Source organism: Nonomuraea indica (assembly GCF_002850745.1).
In the GTDB taxonomy this organism is placed as follows: Bacteria; Actinomycetota; Actinomycetes; order Streptosporangiales; family Streptosporangiaceae; genus Nonomuraea; species Nonomuraea indica.
In genome coordinates this window covers 117,608-136,125 of record NZ_PJOK01000068.1, presented here as the reverse complement: position 1 = coordinate 136,125, position 18,518 = coordinate 117,608, and the positions used below count along the sequence as shown (strand labels likewise).

At 75.9% G+C, this 18,518-nt stretch carries 5 protein-coding genes; all 5 read left to right on the top strand.

Annotation, left to right across the window (positions count from 1 at the left end; genetic code table 11):
• Positions 1-9,107: type I polyketide synthase (locus tag CXR44_RS37805; RefSeq protein WP_144070231.1), on the top strand; the 9,107-nt coding region annotated here is incomplete at its 5' end.
• A 6-nt stretch (positions 9,108-9,113) separates the two neighbouring features.
• Complete coding sequence (locus tag CXR44_RS37800) at positions 9,114-13,580, top strand: type I polyketide synthase (RefSeq protein WP_101790966.1); 4,467 nt, start codon at positions 9,114-9,116, stop codon at positions 13,578-13,580.
• Entirely contained in the window at positions 13,577-15,043 is a 1,467-nt protein-coding gene (locus CXR44_RS37795) for an FAD-dependent oxidoreductase (protein ID WP_101790965.1), read from the top strand. The genes CXR44_RS37800 and CXR44_RS37795 overlap by 4 nt, the downstream gene beginning before the upstream one ends.
• A complete protein-coding gene (locus CXR44_RS41480) occupies positions 15,040-17,547 on the top strand; it encodes a cytochrome P450 (protein ID WP_245899936.1) in 2,508 nt (835 codons plus the stop codon). The genes CXR44_RS37795 and CXR44_RS41480 overlap by 4 nt, the downstream gene beginning before the upstream one ends.
• A complete protein-coding gene (locus CXR44_RS37780) occupies positions 17,544-18,287 on the top strand; it encodes a thioesterase II family protein (RefSeq protein ID WP_101790964.1) in 744 nt (247 codons plus the stop codon). Before CXR44_RS41480 ends, CXR44_RS37780 begins: the two co-directional genes overlap by 4 nt.
• Positions 18,288-18,518: the final 231 nt, after the last annotated feature.

The window sequence follows — 18,518 nt, the reverse complement described above, 5'->3', positions numbered from 1 at the left end:
GCGGGAGTGCGGTGAATCAGGATGGTGCGTCGAACGGGTTGACGGCGCCGAACGGTCCTGCGCAGGAGCGGGTGATCGCTCAGGCGCTGGCCGGTGCGGGGTTGTCCGCCGGTGATGTGGACGCGGTCGAGGCGCACGGCACGGGCACGGCGCTGGGGGATCCGATCGAGGCGCAGGCGTTGATCGCCGCCTACGGCCGGGGGCGGGAGCGGCCGTTGTGGTTGGGGTCGGTGAAGTCGAACATCGGTCACACGCAGGCGGCTGCGGGTGTGGCGGGTGTGATCAAGATGGTGCAGGCGATGCGGCACGGCACGCTCCCGCGGACGTTGCATGTGGATGCGCCGTCGTCGCATGTGGACTGGTCGTCGGGTGCGGTGGAGTTGCTGACGGAGCAGCGGCCCTGGCCGGCGGGTGATCGGCCGCGGCGGGCGGGGGTGTCGTCGTTCGGGATCAGCGGCACCAACGCCCACGTCATCCTCGAAGAACCCCCCACACCGCCCGAGACTCCCACCACCGAAACCGAGCCGGGGATCGTGCCCGTTCTCCTGTCGGCCCGCAGCGCGGACGCCCTGCAGACCCAGGCGGCCGAGCTCGCGGCATTCCTGGACCGGAATCCGGACGTGCCGCTGCGGGACGTGGCATGGTCGTACGCCAACCGCCCCGTGCTCGCCCATCGCGCCGCGATCGTCGCCGGCCACCGCGACGAACTGCTCGCCGAGCTGACCCGGATCAGCGACCCCGGCCCCGTCAGCCCCGGGAAGGTGGCGTTCCTGTTCTCGGGTCAGGGGTCGCAGCGGGTCGGGATGGGGCTCGGGTTGGCTGAGCGGTATCCGGTGTTCGCGGCGGCTTTTGATGAGGTGTGTGCGCGGTTGGAGCCGTCGTTGCGTGGGGTGATCGCGGCGGGTTCGGAGGCTCTTGATCGGACGTTGTTCGCGCAGTCGGGGTTGTTCGCGGTGCAGGTGGCGTTGTTCCGGTTGGTGGAGTCGTGGGGGGTGCGGCCGGACTTCGTGTTGGGGCATTCGGTCGGTGAGTTGGCCGCGGCGCATGTGGCCGGGGTGTTGTCGTTGGATGACGCGTGCGCTCTGGTGGGGGCGCGGGCTCGGTTGATGCAGGCGTTGCCTGCGGGCGGCGCGATGTCGGCTTTGTCCGCCGGTGAGGCGGAGGTGGCGCCGTTGTTGTCGGCGGGGGGGGAGATCGCCGCGGTGAACGCGCCGGGTTCGGTGGGGGTGTCGGGGGATGTGGGGGAGGTGGCGCGGGTCGAGGCCGTGGTGGCCGGGTGGGGGCGGCGGGGGCGGCGGGTGCGGGGCAGTCATGCGTTTCATTCGGCGCGGATGGAGCCGATGTTGGAGGGGTTCGCGGAGGGGGCGCGGGGGGTGACGTTCCATGCGCCGTCCATCCCGGTCGTGGCGACGTTGACCGGGCAGCCGACTCCGGAGGTCGCCACGGCGGGTTACTGGGTGCGGCAGGTGCGAGAGCCGGTCCGGTTCGGCCAGGCGCTGGACTGGCTGCACGACGTGCCGGTCCTGCTGGAGGTAGGCCCGGATGCCACGCTGACCGCGATGGCCGCCGACCGCGACGTCGTCCCGCTGCTGCGACGCGACAAGGACGAGCCGCGCGCACTCCTCACCGCCCTGGCGGCCGCCCACACGCGCGGAGCGCAGGTCGGCTGGCGCACCATGCTCACCGGCAGCCTGGCCGACCTGCCCACCTATCCGTTCCAGCGCAGCCGCTACTGGCTGGCCCCCACCCCCGGCACCGACGCCGCCGGCCTCGGCCTGGCCCCGGCCGGGCATCCCCTGCTCGGCGCCACCGTCCCCCTCGCCCAGGACGGCGGGACCGTCATCACCGGCCGGCTGTCCACACGATCCCATCCGTGGCTGGCCGACCACGTCGTGGCGGGCGCGCTCGTGATCCCCGCCGCCGTCTTCGCCGAGCTGGCCCTGCACGCCGCCGCCCACGCCGGCCGCGACCAGATCGGCGAGCTCTCCCTCCAGGCCCCGCTCGTCATCCCGGAAGGCGGCGAGGTCACCGTCCAGATCTCGGTGGACGCCGACGGGCACCGGCTCACCATCCACGCCCGACCGGGCACCGACCAGCCCTGGACCCGTCACGCCGTGGCCACGCTCACCGCCGACGCCGGCACCTCGCCACCCGAGGACGGCACCGACCCCGGCCTGGCGAGCGGACCGCCCGACGGCGACCCCGCCGACGTCGACGCGCTGTACACCGCCATGTCCGCGGCCGGGCTCGACTACGGCCCGGCCTTCCAGGGCCTGCGAGCCGCCTGGCGGCACGGCGGCCGCGTGTACGCCGACGTCGCGCTGCCCGAGCCGCAACAGGCGGGCGCCGAACGCTACGCCGTCCACCCGGCGCTGCTGGACGCGGCGCTGCACGCCGCCGGCCTGGGTGTGCTCTCCGGCACGGACGCGGCGCGGATCCCGTTCGTCATGACCGGCCTCCGCGTGCACGTACCCGGCGTGACGGCGGCGCGAGCCCGCCTGACGCCGCTCACCCCGGACTCGCTGGCCCTGACCCTGGCCGACGCCACCGGCCGCACGGTCGCCACCATGGACACGATCGCCTTCCGCCCGCTCCCCGCCGAGCGGCCGGACGCCGACATGTACACCGTGGACTGGGCCGAGGTCCAGGCACCCGACGTCGTGCCCCAGGCCCGCATCGCCGTCCTCGGCGAGCCGTACGAGGGGATCGCCGCGCCGTCGTACCCCGACCTGGCCGCTCTGCCCACCGGCGCGCAGGCGCCGCAGTACGTCCTGGTCCCGCTCACCGCGGCGAACGACCCCGGCCGGGCAGGGCGGCCGGACGACGACGTGGCCGCCGTGCACGCGACGGCCGAGCGCGCGCTGGCCCTGGCACGCGGCTGGCTGGCCGACGACCGGTTCCCCGGCGCCCGCCTCGTCGTCCTGACCCGGGGGGCCATGGCGTCACGACCGGAGGAGGACGTCGACGACCTGGCCGGCGCAGCGGCATGGGGCCTGGTTCGCTCCGCGCAGTCCGAGCACCCTGGCCGGTTCGTGCTCGTCGACCTCGACGAGCCGGCGCAGGCCCCGGACAGCCTGCGCAGGGCGCTCGCCACCGGCGAACCGCAACTGGCGCTGCGCGGCGGCACGATGCTGGCGCCGCGCCTGGCCCGCGCGAGCATGCGGGACGAACCGCCCACGGCGTACGACCCGGAAGGGACCGTACTGATCACCGGCGCGACCGGGGCGCTGGGCGGGCTGCTCGCCCGGCACCTGGTGTCCGAGCGCGGCGTGCGCAGGCTGCTGCTGGCCAGCCGGAGCGGCGCGGACGCCCCCACGGCCCCCGCGCTGCGGGCCGAGCTGGAGAGGCTGGGAGCGCGCGTCGAGTTCGCGGCGTGCGACCTGTCCCACCGTGACCAGGTCGCCGCCCTGATCGGCGCCGTCGACCCCGAGCACCCGCTGACCGCTGTGGTGCACGCGGCGGGCGTGCTCGACGACGGCGTGCTGGAGTCCCTCACGCCCGACCGGCTCGCCGCCGTGCTCCGCCCGAAGGCCGACGCGGCGCTGCACCTGCACGAGCTCACCCGGGGCCCGGTGGCGTTCGTGCTGTTCTCGTCGGCCGCCGCCACGTTCGGGACGCCCGGCCAGGCCAACTACGCCGCCGCCAACGCCGTGCTGGACGCGCTCGCGCAGCGCCGCCGGGCCCGCGGGCTGCCGGCGATCTCGCTCGCCTGGGGCCTGTGGGACGTGGAAGCCGGCATGGCGGTCACCGCCAGGCAGGGGACCGCCGCGCTGACGCCCGGGGCCGGGCTGGCCCTGTTCGACGCGGCCGGCCGGTACGGCCACGCCGTCCTGGTGCCCGCCCGCCTGGACCTGACGACGATCGCGCGCTCCGGCGAGCCGCCGCATCTGCTGCGCCGCCTGGTCCGCACCCGCCGGCGCCCAGCGGAGCCGGCGGGCACGCACCTGGCACGCCGGCTGGCCGGGCTGTCCGGGCAGGAACGGGAGCGAGCCGCCCTGGAGGCGGTGCGGGCCGAGGTGGCGGCGGTCCTGGGGCATCGCGGCCCGGAGGCCGTACCGCCCGCCGCGACCTTCGCCGAGCTCGGCCTGGACTCGCTCACCGCCGTCGAGCTGCGCAACGCCCTCGCCGCCCGCACCGGCGCCCGCCTGCCCGCCACCCTCGTCTTCGACCATCCGACGCCGGCGACGCTGGCCGGGTTCCTGCTGCGGGAGATCCTCGACACGCCGGCCGCGCCCGCTCCCGTCGTCGTGGACCGGCCGAGCGCGGACGAGCCGATCGCGATCGTGGCGATGGCCTGCCGCTACCCGGGCGGCGTGCGCTCGCCGGAGGACCTGTGGGAGCTGGTCGCGGCAGGCGGCGACGCGATCTCGCCGTTCCCCACCGACCGGGGCTGGAACCTCTCCGCCCTGTACGACCCCGACCCCGACCGTCCCGGCACCAGCTACACCCGTGAGGGCGGCTTCCTGTACGACGCCGACCGGTTCGACGCCGACCTGTTCGGCATCGGCCCGCGCGAGGCGCTGGCGATGGATCCGCAGCAGCGGCTGCTGCTGGAGGTCGGCTGGGAGACGTTCGAGCGCGCCGGGCTGGACCCCACCTCGATGTCGGGCAGCGACACCGGCGTCTTCGTCGGCGTGATGTACCACGACTACGTCACGCTGCTGCCGTCCGTCCCCACCGACCTGGAGGGCTACGTCGGCACCGGTACGGCCGGCAGCGTCGTCTCCGGCCGCCTCGCCTACGCGTTCGGGCTGGAGGGCCCGGCCGTCACGGTGGACACGGCGTGTTCGTCGTCGCTGGTGGCGATGCACCTGGCGGCACAGGCGCTGCGGCGCGGAGAGTGTTCGATGGCGCTGGCGGGCGGCGTCACGGTGATGGCGACGCCGGGGACCTTCGTGGAGTTCAGCCGCCAGCGCGGGCTGGCGCCGGACGGCCGGTGCAAGTCGTTCGCCGCCTCCGCCGACGGCACCGGCTGGGCGGAAGGCGTGGGCCTGGTGCTGCTGGAGCGGCTGTCCGACGCCCGCCGCAACGGCCACCACGTGCTGGCCGTGCTGCGCGGCAGCGCCGTCAACCAGGACGGCGCGTCCAACGGGCTCACCGCCCCCAACGGCCCCTCGCAGCAGCGGGTCATCCAGCGCGCGCTCGCCGACGCGCGCCTCGCCCCCGGCGACGTGGACGCCGTCGAGGCGCACGGCACCGGCACCGCGCTCGGCGACCCCGTCGAGGCCCAGGCGCTGATCGCCACGTACGGCGATCGTGACCGGCCGCTGTGGCTCGGGTCGGTCAAGTCGAACATCGGGCACACGCAGGCGGCGGCCGGGGTCGCCGGCGTGATCAAGATGGTGCAGGCCATGCGGCACGGCACGCTCCCGCGGACGTTGCACGTCGACGAGCCGACTCCGCACGTGGACTGGTCGTCCGGCGCCGTGGAGCTGCTGACCGAACAGCGGCCCTGGCCGGCGACCGACCGGCCCAGGCGGGCCGCGGTGTCGTCGTTCGGGATCAGCGGCACCAACGCCCACGTCATCCTCCAAGCGGTCCCCGCCGAACCCGCGCCCCCGGCGAGCCCCGAACCCGAGCCCCCCGCGCGCCGGGAACCCGAGCCGCAGCCTGCGGCGGGCCGCGAACCCGAGGTCGAGCGTGCGGCGGGCCGCGAACCCGAGGTCGAGCGTGCGGCGGGCCGCGAACCCGAGGTCGAGCGTGCGGCGGGCCGCGAACCCGGGCCGCTGCCGTGGGTGGTGTCGGCGGCGAGCGAGCCCGCGCTCCGCGAGCAGGCCCGCCGCCTGCTGACCCGCCTGGAACGCGACCCGGAGCCGGATCTCGCCGGTCTCGGCCTGGCCCTCGCCACCACCCGAGCCGGGCTCGAACGGCGCGCGGTGCTGGTGGGCGCCGACGTGCCCGCCTTCACCCGAGGCCTCCGCGCGCTCGCCGCCGGCGAGCCCGCGGCCGGAGTCGTGCGGGGATCCGCCGGCGCCGGCAGCGAGGCGGTGTTCGTCTTCCCCGGCCAGGGACCGCAGTGGCTCGGCATGGGGGCCGCGCTGCTCGACTCCTCGCCGGTGTTCGCCGCGCGGATCGCCGAGTGCGCGCAGGCGCTCGCCCCGTACCTGGACCTGTCCCTCGAGGACGTGCTGCGCGGGAAGGGCGACCTGGAGCGGGTGGACGTGGTCCAGCCCGCGCTGTGGTCCATGATGGTCGCCCTGGCGGAGCTGTGGCGCGCGTACGGCGTGCGGCCCGCCGCCGTCGTCGGCCACTCCCAAGGGGAGATCGCCGCCGCCTGCGTGGCGGGCGCCCTCTCCCTGGCCGACGGGGCACGGGTGGTCGCGCTGCGCAGCCGCGCGCTGCGCGCCCTCGCGGGCACCGGCGGGATGGCGTCGGTGCAGGCGCCGCCGGATCGGCTCGACCTCGACGGCACCGGACTCACCGTCGCGGCGGTCAACGCCCCGTCGTCGGTGGTGGTCGCGGGCGACCACGCCGCCCTCGACGCCCTGGTCGCCCGGTGCGAGGCCGAGGGGATCCGCGCCCGGCGGCTGCCCGTCGACTACGCCTCCCACTCGCCCGGGGTCGAGCCGATCCGCGACGACCTGCGCGCGACGCTGGCGGGGATCGCGCCCCGCCCGCCCGCCGTGCCGTTCCTGTCCACGGTGACGGGGCAGTGGGTGGAGGACGCGTCGCTGGACGCGGAGTACTGGTACCGCAATCTCAGGCAGCCCGTCCTGTTCGCCGAGGCCACCGGCGCGCTTCTCGACCGGGGACACCGGATGTTCGTGGAGGTCGGCCCGCATCCCGTGCTGGCCGCGGGCATTCAGGAGAGCGGCGAGCAGGCGGGGCTCGCCCTCACCGTGGCGGCGACGCTGCGACGTGACGACGGCGGCCTGGACCGCTTCCTGACCGCGCTGGGCGAGGCGTACACCAACGGGGTGGCCGTCGACTGGCGGGCCGCCTACGACGGCCGTCCGGCCACGAGGGTCGAGCTGCCCACGTACGCGTTCCAGGGCAGGCGGTACTGGCTGGAGCCCGAGCCCGAGCCCGCGACGGCCGTCGGGACCGACCCGGCGGAGGCGGCGTTCTGGCAGGCGGTGGCGAGCGCGGACGCCGGCCAGGTCGCCCGGACGCTCGGCGTGGCCGACCCCGGCCCGCTGGACGCGGTGCTGCCCGCGCTGACCGCCTGGCACGCCCGCCGGGGCGAGCGGAACGCGACGACGTCCTGGCGCTACGAAGTCACGTGGACGCCCGTCGCGGCCGAGGCGTCCGGGCTGTCCGGCACCTGGCTCCTGGTCGTCCCCGAGACGCCCGCCGCGGGCGCGAGCGCCGCGTTCTGCGCCGCCGCCCTGGCCGAGGCGGGCGCCGAGGTGGTGACCGTCACCCACGGCCCGCGGCTCAGCCTCCCCGGCGGGCTCGCCGGAGTGGTGTCGCTGCTCGCGCTCGACGACGTGCCCGTGCCCGGCCACCCCGCCGTCTCCGCCGGCCTCGCCGCCACGCTGGCGCTGGTCCAGAAGCTGGACGGGGCCGACGTCCCGCTGTGGCTGGTGACGCGCGGCGCCGTGCGCACCGGCGCGTCCGACGGGCCCGACGAGCCGGGCCAGGCGCAGGTGTGGGGGCTGGGCCGCACCGTGGCGCTGGAACTCCCGCGTCTGTGGGGCGGCCTGGTCGACCTGCCCGCCACTCTCGACGCCCGCGCCGCCACCCACCTGGCGCGCGCCCTCGCGGGCACGGGCGGCGAGGACCAGCTCGCCGTGCGGCCCAGCGGCCTGCTGGCCCGCCGCCTGGCCAGGCTGCCGGCCCCGGCCCCCGGGCCGGGCTTCCGCGCCCGCGGCACCGTCCTCGTCACCGGAGGAACCGGCGGCTTCGGCGCCCACGTGGCCCGCTGGCTCGCCGGCCTGGGCGCCGAGCACCTGGTCCTCGTCCCCGAACGCCCGGGGGACGGCGACCTCGACGCCGCCGCCTTCGGCGGCGCCCGGGTGACCGTCGCCGACTGCGACCTCACCGATCGCGCCGCGCTGGCCGCCCTGCTCGCCGAGCATCCGCCGACCGCCGTCTTCCACACGGCGGGCGCGCTGAACGCGGCCCCGCTGGCCGGCACCTCCTCGGCCGAGCTGGACGCGGTGCTCGGCGCCAAGGCGCTCGGCGCCACTCATCTGCACGAACTCCTCGCCGGCCACGAGCTGGACGCCTTCGTGCTGTTCTCCTCGATCGCCGGAGTGTGGGGCAGTGCCGGGCAGGCCGCCTACGCCGCCGCGAACGCCCACCTCGACGCGCTGGCCGGGCACCGCCGCGCCCGCGGCCTGCCCGCCACCGCCGTGGCGTGGGGGCTGTGGGCCGAGGTCGATCTCGGCGACCCGGCGGCCGAGGCCGAACGCCGCGAGCAACTGCGCCGCCGCGGCGTGCCGCCGATGCCGCCGCCCCTCGCACTGGCCGCGCTCGGTCAAGCGCTGGAGGAGGACCGCCCCGCCCTCGTGCTGGCCGACGTGGACTGGGAACGGTTCGTGCCCGCCTTCACCGCGCTTCGCCGACGGCCGTTCGTGGAAGACCTGCCCGAGGTGGCCGGCGTCCTGCGCGCCGCCGCCGAAAGCCGGCTCGCCGAAGCCGGGAACGCCGAGCTGCCGCGCAGGCTCGCCGGGCTCACCGACGCCGAACGGCGCCGCCTGCTGCTGCGGGCCGTACGCGCCGAGATCGCGGCCGTTCTCGGCCACGACGGCGCGGACGCGGTCGAACCCGGCCGCCAGTTACGCGAGCTGGGCCTCGACTCCCTCGCCGCCGTGAACCTGCGCAACCGGCTAGGCGCCGCCACCGGGCTGGACCTGCCCCCCACCCTCGTCTTCGACCACCCGACCGCCGAGGACCTGGCGGCGCACCTGGGCGCCCGCCTGGACGAGGCCGCCCGCCCGTCCCTGGACGACGCGCTGGCGGGCATGGCCGCGGCGATGGCCGCGATCCCGCCGGGCGACCCCACGGCGGAGCGGGCCGCCGCCCGGTTGCAGGCGTTGCTCGGCGAGCTGACCGCCCGCCACGAACCGCCCGCCCCGGCGGCGGAGGCCGTGGCGGAACGGCTGCGCGTGGCCAGCGACGACGAACTGTTCGACTTCCTCGACGCCGAGCTGGAAGGGTGAGATCCGTTGACCGCTGGCGCCGCGCCGACCGGAGAGTCGACCGAGGACAAGCTGCGTGACTACCTCAGAAGGGCCACGCTGGAGCTGCACGAGACCCGCCGCAGGCTCCGTGAGGCCGAGGAAAGGCACCGCGAACCGATCGCGATCATCGCGGCGAGCTGCCGGTACCCCGGAGGCGTGCGCAGCCCGGAGGACCTGTGGGAGCTCGTGACCGGGCGGGTGGACGCGATCGGGGCGTTCCCCGCCGACCGGGGCTGGGACCTGGAGTCCCTGTACCACCCCGACCCCGACCATCCCGGCACCACGTACGTCCTGCGGGGCGGGTTCCTCGACGACGCGGGGGGCTTCGACGCGGCCTTCTTCGGGATCTCCCCGCGCGAGGCCCTGGCCATGGACCCGCAGCAGCGGCTGCTGCTGGAGACGACCTGGGAACTGCTCGAACGTGGCCGCCTCGATCCGGAGTCGACGCGCGGCAGCCGGACCGGGGTGTTCGTCGGCACCAACAACCAGGACTACGCCGCGCTGCTCGACCCCGTCCCCGACGGGCTGGAGGGCTACCTGCTGACCGGTGTGGCCGCGAGCGTGCTGTCGGGCCGGCTGGCGTACAGCCTGGGGTGGGAGGGGCCCGCGCTCACCGTCGACACCGCCTGCTCCTCCTCGCTGGTGGCGTTGCACCTCGCCGCGCAGTCGCTGCGGCAGGGGGAGTGCTCGCTGGCCGTGGCCGGCGGCGTGTCGGTGTTGTCGACCCCCACGGGGTTCGTGGAGTTCAGCAGGCAGCGCGGGCTGTCGCCGGACGGCCGCTGCCGGTCCTTCGCCGCCTCCGCCGACGGCACCGGCTGGGCCGAAGGGGTGGGCCTGCTGCTGCTCGAACGGCTCTCCGACGCCCGCCGCAACGGGCACGAGATCCTCGCCGTGATCCGGGGCAGCGCGCTGAACCAGGACGGCGCCTCCAACGGTCTCACTGCGCCGAGCGGCCTCGCGCAGGAGCGGGTGATCCGCGCTGCGCTCGCCTCCTCGGAGCTGACGCCCTCCCAGGTCGACGCCGTCGAGGCCCACGGCACGGCGACCGTGCTCGGCGACCCGATCGAGGCGCAGGCGCTGCTCGCGACCTACGGCCAGGACCGGGACCGGCCGCTGTGGCTGGGGTCGGTCAAGTCCAACCTGGGGCACGCCGCGGCCGCCGCCGGAGTGGCCGGGGTGATCAAGATGGTGCAGGCGATGCGGCACGGCGTGCTGCCCGCCACCCTGCACGTGGACGAGCCGACGCCCCGGGTCGACTGGTCAGGCGGACGCGTCGCGCTGCTCACCGAGGCTCAGCCGTGGCCCGACACGGGGCAGCCGCGCCGGGCGGGCGTCTCGGCGTTCGGCGTGAGCGGCACCAACGCCCACGTCATCCTGGAAGCCGCGCCACCGCCGGAGCCGCGGACGGAACCCCGGCCCGGGCCGGGGGTCGCCGGGGGAGCGGCGGTCGCCTGGCTGTTGTCGGCCAGGTCCGAAGCCGCCCTGCGCGCCCAGGCCGCCCGCCTGCGCCCCTACGCCACGGCCGCCGAGCACGGTGAGCCCGCCCACCTGAGCCGGGTCGCCTGGTCGCTGGCGACCACGCGGGCCGCGCTCGACCACCGTGCCGTGCTCGTCGGCGCGGAGCCCGCCGACTTCGCCCGGGGCCTCGACGCGCTGGCCGCCGGGCAGTCGGCCCCCGGGCTCGTGCGGGGAGCGGCACGCCCGGGAGCCCAGGTCGCGTTCGTGTTCTCCGGGCAGGGCGGGCAATGGGCGGGGATGGGCAGGCAGCTGCTGAGCTCGTCGCCGGTGTTCGCCGAGACGATCGGCCGCTGCGCCGACGCGCTGGCCCCGTACGTCGACTGGTCGCTGACCGAGGTGCTCGACGGCCGCCTGGACGCCCCTGACCTGCGCCGCGACGACGTGGCCCAGCCCGCGCTGTGGGCGACGATGGTGGCGCTCGCCGAGCTGTGGCGGGCGGCGGGAGTGATCCCCGACGCCGTGGCAGGACACTCGCAGGGAGAGATCGCCGCCGCGACCGTCGCCGGCGCGCTGTCCCTGGACGACGGCGCCCGCGTGGTCGCGCTGCGCGCCCGGCTGATGGCCGAGGCCGACGTCGCGGGAGGACTGCTGGCGATCACGCTGCCCGCCGACGAGGTCGAACGGCGCTGGGGCGACCGGGTGACGGTCGCCGCCGACACCGGGCCGCGCTACACGACGGTGGCGGGAGAGGCCGGGCCGCTGGCGGAGGTGCTGGCCCACTGCGCGGCCGCCGGGGTGCGGGCCAGCCGGGTCGAGGTCGGCTACGCGGCCCACTCCCCGTACGTGGAGCCCGCCCGTGACCTGCTGGTCGCCGAACTCGCCGGACTGGCACCAGAGACGGCGCGGATCCCGTTCTACTCCTCCATCACGGGCGGGCCGCTCGACGGCCGCGAGCTCGACGCCGCCTACTGGGGCCGGAACCTGCGCGAGCGGGTCCGCTTCGCCGACACGGTCCGGGCTCTGCTCGCCGACGGCGCCACCCTGTTCGTGGAGCCCGGTCCGCACCCCGTGCTGGCGGCGGGTGTGGCGGCGACGGCGGAGGCGGCCGGCGCGCCCGCCGTCGCCATCGGCACGCTGCGCCGCGACTCGGGAGACCTCCGCCGCTTCGTGACGGCGCTCGGGGAGGCCCATGCGCACGGGGCACGGGTGGACTGGCGAGCCGTCCTGACTCCCGCGCCGCCGGTCGATCTGCCGACGTACGCCTTCCAGCGACGGCGCTTCTGGCTCATGCCCCGCAGGCCCGCCGCCCACGGGGCCGACTCGTGGCGGTACCGGCTGCACTGGCGGCCGATGCCCGCGGCGGCCGCGACGCCCGCGCTGTCCGGCATCTGGCAGGTGCTCGTCCCCGCGGCCCACGAGCGGCACGGGCTGGTCGAGGACGTCGTCGCCGCTCTCACCGAGCACGGTGCCGAGGTCGAGACGAGCAGCCGGGCGCGGCACGGGGCGTACGCGGGAGTGGTGTCGCTGCTGGCCCTGGACGAGTCCGCGCATCCGGACCATCCCGTGCTGAGCCGGGGCCTGGCCGCCACGCTGGCGCTCGCCCAGCCCGGCGGCCTGCGCAGCGGCCCCCTGTGGCTCGTCACCCAGAACGCGATCACCGACACCGGCACCGCTCCCGGCACCGCTCCCGGCACCGCTCCCGGCACCGCTCCCGGCACCGCTCCCGGCACCGCTGATGGTGCCGCTGACGGCAGCGGCGTCGGGGAGCCGGCGCGCGCCCGGATCTGGGGACTGGGACGGAGCCTCGCCCTGGAGCGGCCCGAGCTGTGGGGCGGCCTCGTCGATGTGCCGGAACGGCTGGACGCGCGGGCGCGCGCCGCCTTCGCCCGCGCGCTCGCCCAGCCGCCCGGAGGCGAGGACCAGGTGGCGGTGCGCGGCGGCACGCTGTTCGCCCCCCGCCTGAGCCGCGCGCCGCACGCCGGCCCGGAGTGGCGGGCCGCCGGCACCGTCCTGGTCAACGGCGGCTCCGGCCCGTACGGGCCGCACCTCGCCGGCTGGCTGGCCGAAACCGGCGCCGACCACGTCATCCTGGTCGCCGACGAACCGGTCGCCGACCTGGGCGAGCGGATCACCGTCGCCGTCGTCGACCCGTCGGACCCGGCCGCACCCGCCCGTCTGGTCGCCGAGCACCGGCCGTCCCTGGTGGTGCACGCGGCCGACCACCTGGAGGAGAGCACCCTGGCCGGGCTCACCCTCGACCGGCTGGAACGCGTCCTGGTCGCCAACGCGGTCGAGGCCAGGGCGCTGAGCGAGGCCACGGAGACGGACCTGGTGCTGTTCTCCACGATCGCGGCCACGTTCGGCGGCGTCGGCCAGGCGGCGTATGCCGCGGCCGGCGCGGAGATCGAGGCGCTGGCCCGGCATCGGCGCGCCCGCCACGCTCCCGCCACGGTGGTGGCCTGGGGGCCCTGGCTCGAACGCGGCAACGGCGAGCTGGGCACGCGCCTGGAGAACCAGGGGGTGGCGAGGATGCGGCCCGGTCCCGCCCTGCAGGCGCTGCGGCGCGAACTGTCCGCCACAACGGGCACCGGCGGCACCGCCGCCATCGTCGATCTCGACTGGCCCCGGTTCGCCTCCGCCTACGCCGGGGACCGCCACCGGCCCCTGATCGCCGATCTGGACGAGGCCGGGCCGCGCGGCTCCGCCGTCCCGGACGACCCGCCCGCGCAGTCCGGCGCCCTCGACCAGGAGAGCCTGATCACCCTGGTCTGCGGCCACGCCGCCTCCGTCCTCGGCCACGACCATCCCGCCGACATCGACGCCGACAGCCGCTTCACCGACATCGGCTTCGACTCACTGACCGGCCTGCAACTGCGCAACGCCCTCGGCCGGACCGTGGACCGCGCCCTGCCCGCCGACCTCGTCTTCGAACACCCCACACCTCGCCGGCTCGCCCAGCACCTGGAGCAGATCCTGAAGGAGCACGACCGATGAACCAACGCGTCAAAGTCCTGATCGTCGGAGCCGGGCCAGTCGGACTGATGGCGGCGTGCGAACTGCGCCGCCGTGGTGTGCCGGCCGACATCGTGGACGCGGCTCCCGAACCCGGAGCCGGATCCCGCGCCATCCTGCTGTGGCCGCCTTCCCTGGAGAGCTACCGCGACCTCGGCATCCTGGAGGAGGCACGCAAGCGCGGCGTCGCGGTCGACGCGCTGAGCTACCACGTCGGCGGCACCACGCTCAGGCTGCCGCTCGCCCCCACCATGGCGCCGCTCATCCTGCCGCAGCAGGACACCACCGAACTGCTGCAGGACGAGCTGCGCAGGCTCGGCGGCGACGTACGGCGCGGCCTGCGGGTGGTGGGCCTGACCCAGGACCAGAACTCGGTCACCGTGACCGCCCGGGAGGCGGACGGCCGCGAAGTGACGATGGAGACGGAGTGGCTGATCGCGGCCGACGGCTTCCGCAGCACCGTACGGGACCTGATCGGCGCGGACTTCACCGGGGCGCCCCTGCCGATCACCTTCCTCCTGGCGGAAGGCCGGATGGAGGGCGACTACGACACGCGAGCGGTGAACTACTACCTCGGCCGTGCCGGGGTGGTGCTCGTGGCGCCGCTGCCCGGAGGCCGGGTACGGATCTCGGGTGCCGTGCCCGAGGGCACCGAGCTCACCGGCGAGACGGGGCAGCGCCTGCTGGACGAGCGCGGGCCGGGCGGCCTGCGGCTCACCGACCTGACCATGAACACGCTGTTCACCAGCCACGAGCGGATCGCCTCGCCGCTGCGGGCCGGCCGCTGCTTCCTGGCCGGCGACGCGGCACACGTGCACTCCGTGGTCGGCGGGCAGGGGCTCAACCTGGGGTTCGCCGACGCGCGGAATCTGGCGTGGAAGCTGGCCGGCGTCCTCGACGGCAGGTACGCGCCGCAGATCCTGGACAGCTACGACGTCGAGCGCCGCGCCGCCGCCGAGCAGACCGTACGAGCCACCGGCCGGATGGCCAGGCAGGCGGTGCTCAGCCCGGTCGCGCACCGCATCCGTGACCTGGCCATGACCCTCATGCACCGCACCGGCGTGCTCGGCCGCCGGATGCCGCCGCTGCTGTCGGGCTGGCTGATCACCTACCCGGACACCCTGTTCCCGGCGGCGGGCAGGACGCCGCCGGGGCTGCCCCGGCCGGGCACCCGCCGGCCGAAGTGGCGGCTCGAACCCGACGCTCGCGACCGCTTCCAGCTCATCACCACAGGGGCGGCCGGCAGCCAGGGGGCGGCGCTGGCCGACCGGCTGCCCGACCTGGTCGTCCACCGGCACCGGGCGGGCGGCGCCGACGCGTTCGTGCTGCTCCGCCCGGACGGCTTCGTCGGCGCGAGCGGCCCCGCCTCCGTACTTCCGCACGCCGCCGCCGCGCTGGAGCGGCTGGCAGCAGGCGCCTCGCACCACGTGAAGGGACAGTCATGACCGGACAGCAAGAGCTTCCTCCCGTACTCGACGGGTTCGACCTCTCCGACCAGAGCCGGTTCGGCGACGGGTTCCCGCACCACGTCTTCACCCGCCTGCGCACGGAGGCGCCGGTCTTCTTCCACCCGCCGGGCACGACCGCCGACGGTGAGGGCTTCTGGGTGCTGAGCCGCTACGCGGACATCCGCGCCGCGGCGGCCGATCCGGCGTTCTCCTCTCAGGGCGGAGGCGGCCGGGCCGGCGGTGGCACCCACATCGACGACCTGGCGCCCGGCGTCCACGCCGGGACCATGCTGAACATGATGGACGACCCCCGCCACCAGGCGCTCAGAGACCTGGTCAGCCCCTCCGTCGACGGTGAGACGGTCGCCTCGCTGGAGCCGGAGCTGCGCGCCATCGCCGCGAACCTGGTCGCCGAGGCCGTGGCGGACGGCAGGGGCGACCTGATGGTGGACATCGCCGGGCCGTTCGCCATCAGGACGGCGCTGCTGGTCCTCGGCGTGCCGCGTCGTGACTGGCCCGCCCTGCACGCGTGGGCCGACGTGAGCATGGGCTTCGACGACCGCGAGGCCGGCGAGGACACCGAGCGCTCGCAGATGTCGCGGCTCGCCCTCTACCAGTACGGCAGCGGCGCGCTCAAGGCGCTCGCCGCCGAGCCGGGCCCGGGCCTGCTCTCCCTCGTCGCCACGGGCGACCTGCCCGAGAGCGAACGGCCGCTGTCGAGCTACGAGCGCGAGGTGTTCTTCAACCTGATCCTCGGCGCGGGCTCCGAACCGCCGCGCAACGCGATCGCCCACGGCCTGCTGGCCCTGGCCGAACACCCCGACCAGTGGAAGGCGCTGCGCGAGGACCGTTCGCTGATCCCGGGCGCGGTCGAGGAGATGCTGCGCTGGTCGTCGCCGACGCCGTACAACCGGCGCACCGCCACCCGCGACGTGGAGGTGGGCGGCATGCGGATCCGGGCCGGGCAGAAGGTGACGTTCTGGTGGGCCTCCGCCAACCGGGACGAGGAGGTCTTCGCCGACCCGCACACCTTCGACATCCGCCGCGAGCACAACCCCCACCTGGCCTTCGGGTTCGGCGCCCACGGTTGCATGGGGGAGCGGCTGGGCCGGCTGGAGCTGCGGCTCGTCCTGGAAGCGCTGCTGGAGCGGGTGGGCGAGCTGAGCACGGCGGGTCCGGTCCGGTGGGCGCGCAGCAACAAGCACACGGTGATCCTGCGCCTGCCGGTCGCCTACGGCGCCCTCACGCCGGTCGAGGCGCCCCACCTGCCCGAGCAGCCGCCGCCCACGATCCCGGCCGATCCCGGCCAGTACGCCATCAGCAGGATGCTGCCGTTCAACCCGTTCGACCCGGCGTTCCGCGAGGACCCGTACCCGGTCTACCGGCGGATCGCCGAGAACGGCCCCGTCATGCGAACGCCGGGCGGCATGGTCGTCGTCCTGGGCCACCGGGAGGCCTCGGACGCGCTGCGGGACCCGCTCATCGGCTGGGGAGACGGCCAGTCGGTGGCCGAGCACTTCGGCCGCGACCCGGAGGGCAGGCCGGTGCGCCAGTTCATCTTCATGGACCCGCCCGACCACACCCGGCTCCGCTCCCTGGTGAGCGGGGCGTTCACCACCCGGGTCGTCGAACGGCTGCGCCCGCGCGCCGTTGAGCTCACCGACCGGCTCCTGGCCTCGGCCGGATCCTCCTTCGACCTCATGGACGCCATCGCCCATCCTCTTCCGGCGCTGCTGCTCGGCGACCTCATGGGCGTGCCGGAGGACAACATGGACCGCTTCCGCGGCTGGTCGGCGGCGATCGGGCGGGGCCTCGACCCCGACTTCGCGCTCACCCGGGCCCAGGTCGCGCAGCGACAGGGCGCCCGCGAGCAGTTCAACCAGTACTTCACCGAACTGGCCGCGCGGCGCCGCGCGGAACCCGCCGACGACCTGGTCAGCAAGCTGGTCGCGGTCGAGCAGGAGGGCGACCGGCTCACCGAGACCGAACTGGTCACCACCTGCACGTTGCTGGTCTCGGCGGGGTACGCGCTGACCGTGCACCTCATCGGCAACGGCATGCTCGCGCTGCTGCGCGAGCCCGGCCAGCTCGCCTGGCTGCGCGCCAACCCCGACCGGATCGGTGCCGCCGTCGAGGAGCTGATCAGGTACGACGCGCCCGCCCAGGTGATCTCGCGGACGGCACTCAGCGACACGGTGATCGGCGACACGCCGATCCGGCAGGGCGAGTCGATGCTGCTGGTGCTGGGCGCGGCCAACCGCGACCCGGCCGTGTACGACGAGCCGGACCGGTTGGACCTGGCTCGCCGGACGCCGGCGCGTCACCTCGGCTTCGGGCACGGCATCCACTTCTGCCTCGGCGCGCCGCTGGCCCGCCTCGCCGTCCAGGTGGTGATCGGGCGGCTGGCCGAGCTGGACCTCGCCATCGCCGACCCCGGCCCGCGGCACACCGAGGGCATGGTCATCCGCGGCCTCGCCTCCCTCCCGGTGGTGGCCGGATGACCGCGCCCGACCTGGACCTCTGGCTGCGCCGTTTCCACCCGGGGCCCGGCGCGGGGCCGCTGCTGGCCCTGTTCCCGCACGCGGGCGGCTCGGCGACCTACTTCCACGGCCTGTCGGCGCTGCTGGCTCCGGCACTCGACGTGGTCGCGGTCCAGTACCCCGGCCGCCAGGAACGCCGCAGCGAGCCGGCCGTGGAGGACGTCCACGCACTCGCCGACCAGATCACCGCCGTGCTGACGGCCGCGGCGGCCGGCAGGCCGGTCGCGTTGTTCGGGCACAGCATGGGGGCGAGCGTCGGCTACGAGACGTGTCTGCGGCTCCAGTCCGGCGGGGTGGAGGTGGTACGGCTGTTCGCCTCCGGGCGGCGGGCACCGAGCAGACGGCGACGGGAGGTGCCGGGCGGGCAGGACGACGAGTCGCTGCTGGCCGAGATCCGCACGCTCAGCGGCACCGACGCCCGCCTGTTCGACGACCCGGACGTGGTGCAGATGATCCTGCCCGCGCTGCGCGCCGACTACCGGGCGATCGAGGCGTACGCGTGGCGGCCGGGCGACCTGCTCAGCTGCCCGGTCACCGCCCTGGTGGGGGACGCCGACCCCCGGGTCGGCGAGGACGACGCACGGGCCTGGGCGGGGCACACGACCGGCGGCTTCGAGCTGGTCACCTTCACCGGCGGCCATTTCTACCTGGCCGAGCACACGGAGGAGGTGGCGAAGGCCATCGTCGGCCGCCTCACCTGAGGCAGGCCGGCCGGCACCGTCACCAGGACCGACCGCCGCGGCGCGCGGGCCGCGGCGAGCCTGGTGACGGGTGTCCGGTGGCGGCGCGGGCCGCGACGAGCCTGGTGACGGGTGTCCGGCGGCGGCGCGCGCCTCAGCAGGCCCGAACCGGCAGGCGGCGCGGCACCCAGCGCGCGGGGCGGCGCTCGCCTGGCCCGCGTCCTCGAACGGAAGCGGGGCGGTTTCGAGGCG

Bases quoted from the DNA above. Each gene is read 5' to 3' on its own strand.
- CXR44_RS37795 (WP_101790965.1), top strand. From the start codon at position 13,577: ATGAACCAACGCGTCAAAGTCCTGATCGTCGGAGCCGGGCCAGTCGGA.
- CXR44_RS41480 (WP_245899936.1), top strand. From the start codon at position 15,040: ATGACCGGACAGCAAGAGCTTCCTCCCGTACTCGACGGGTTCGACCTC.
- CXR44_RS37780 (WP_101790964.1), top strand. From the start codon at position 17,544: ATGACCGCGCCCGACCTGGACCTCTGGCTGCGCCGTTTCCACCCGGGG.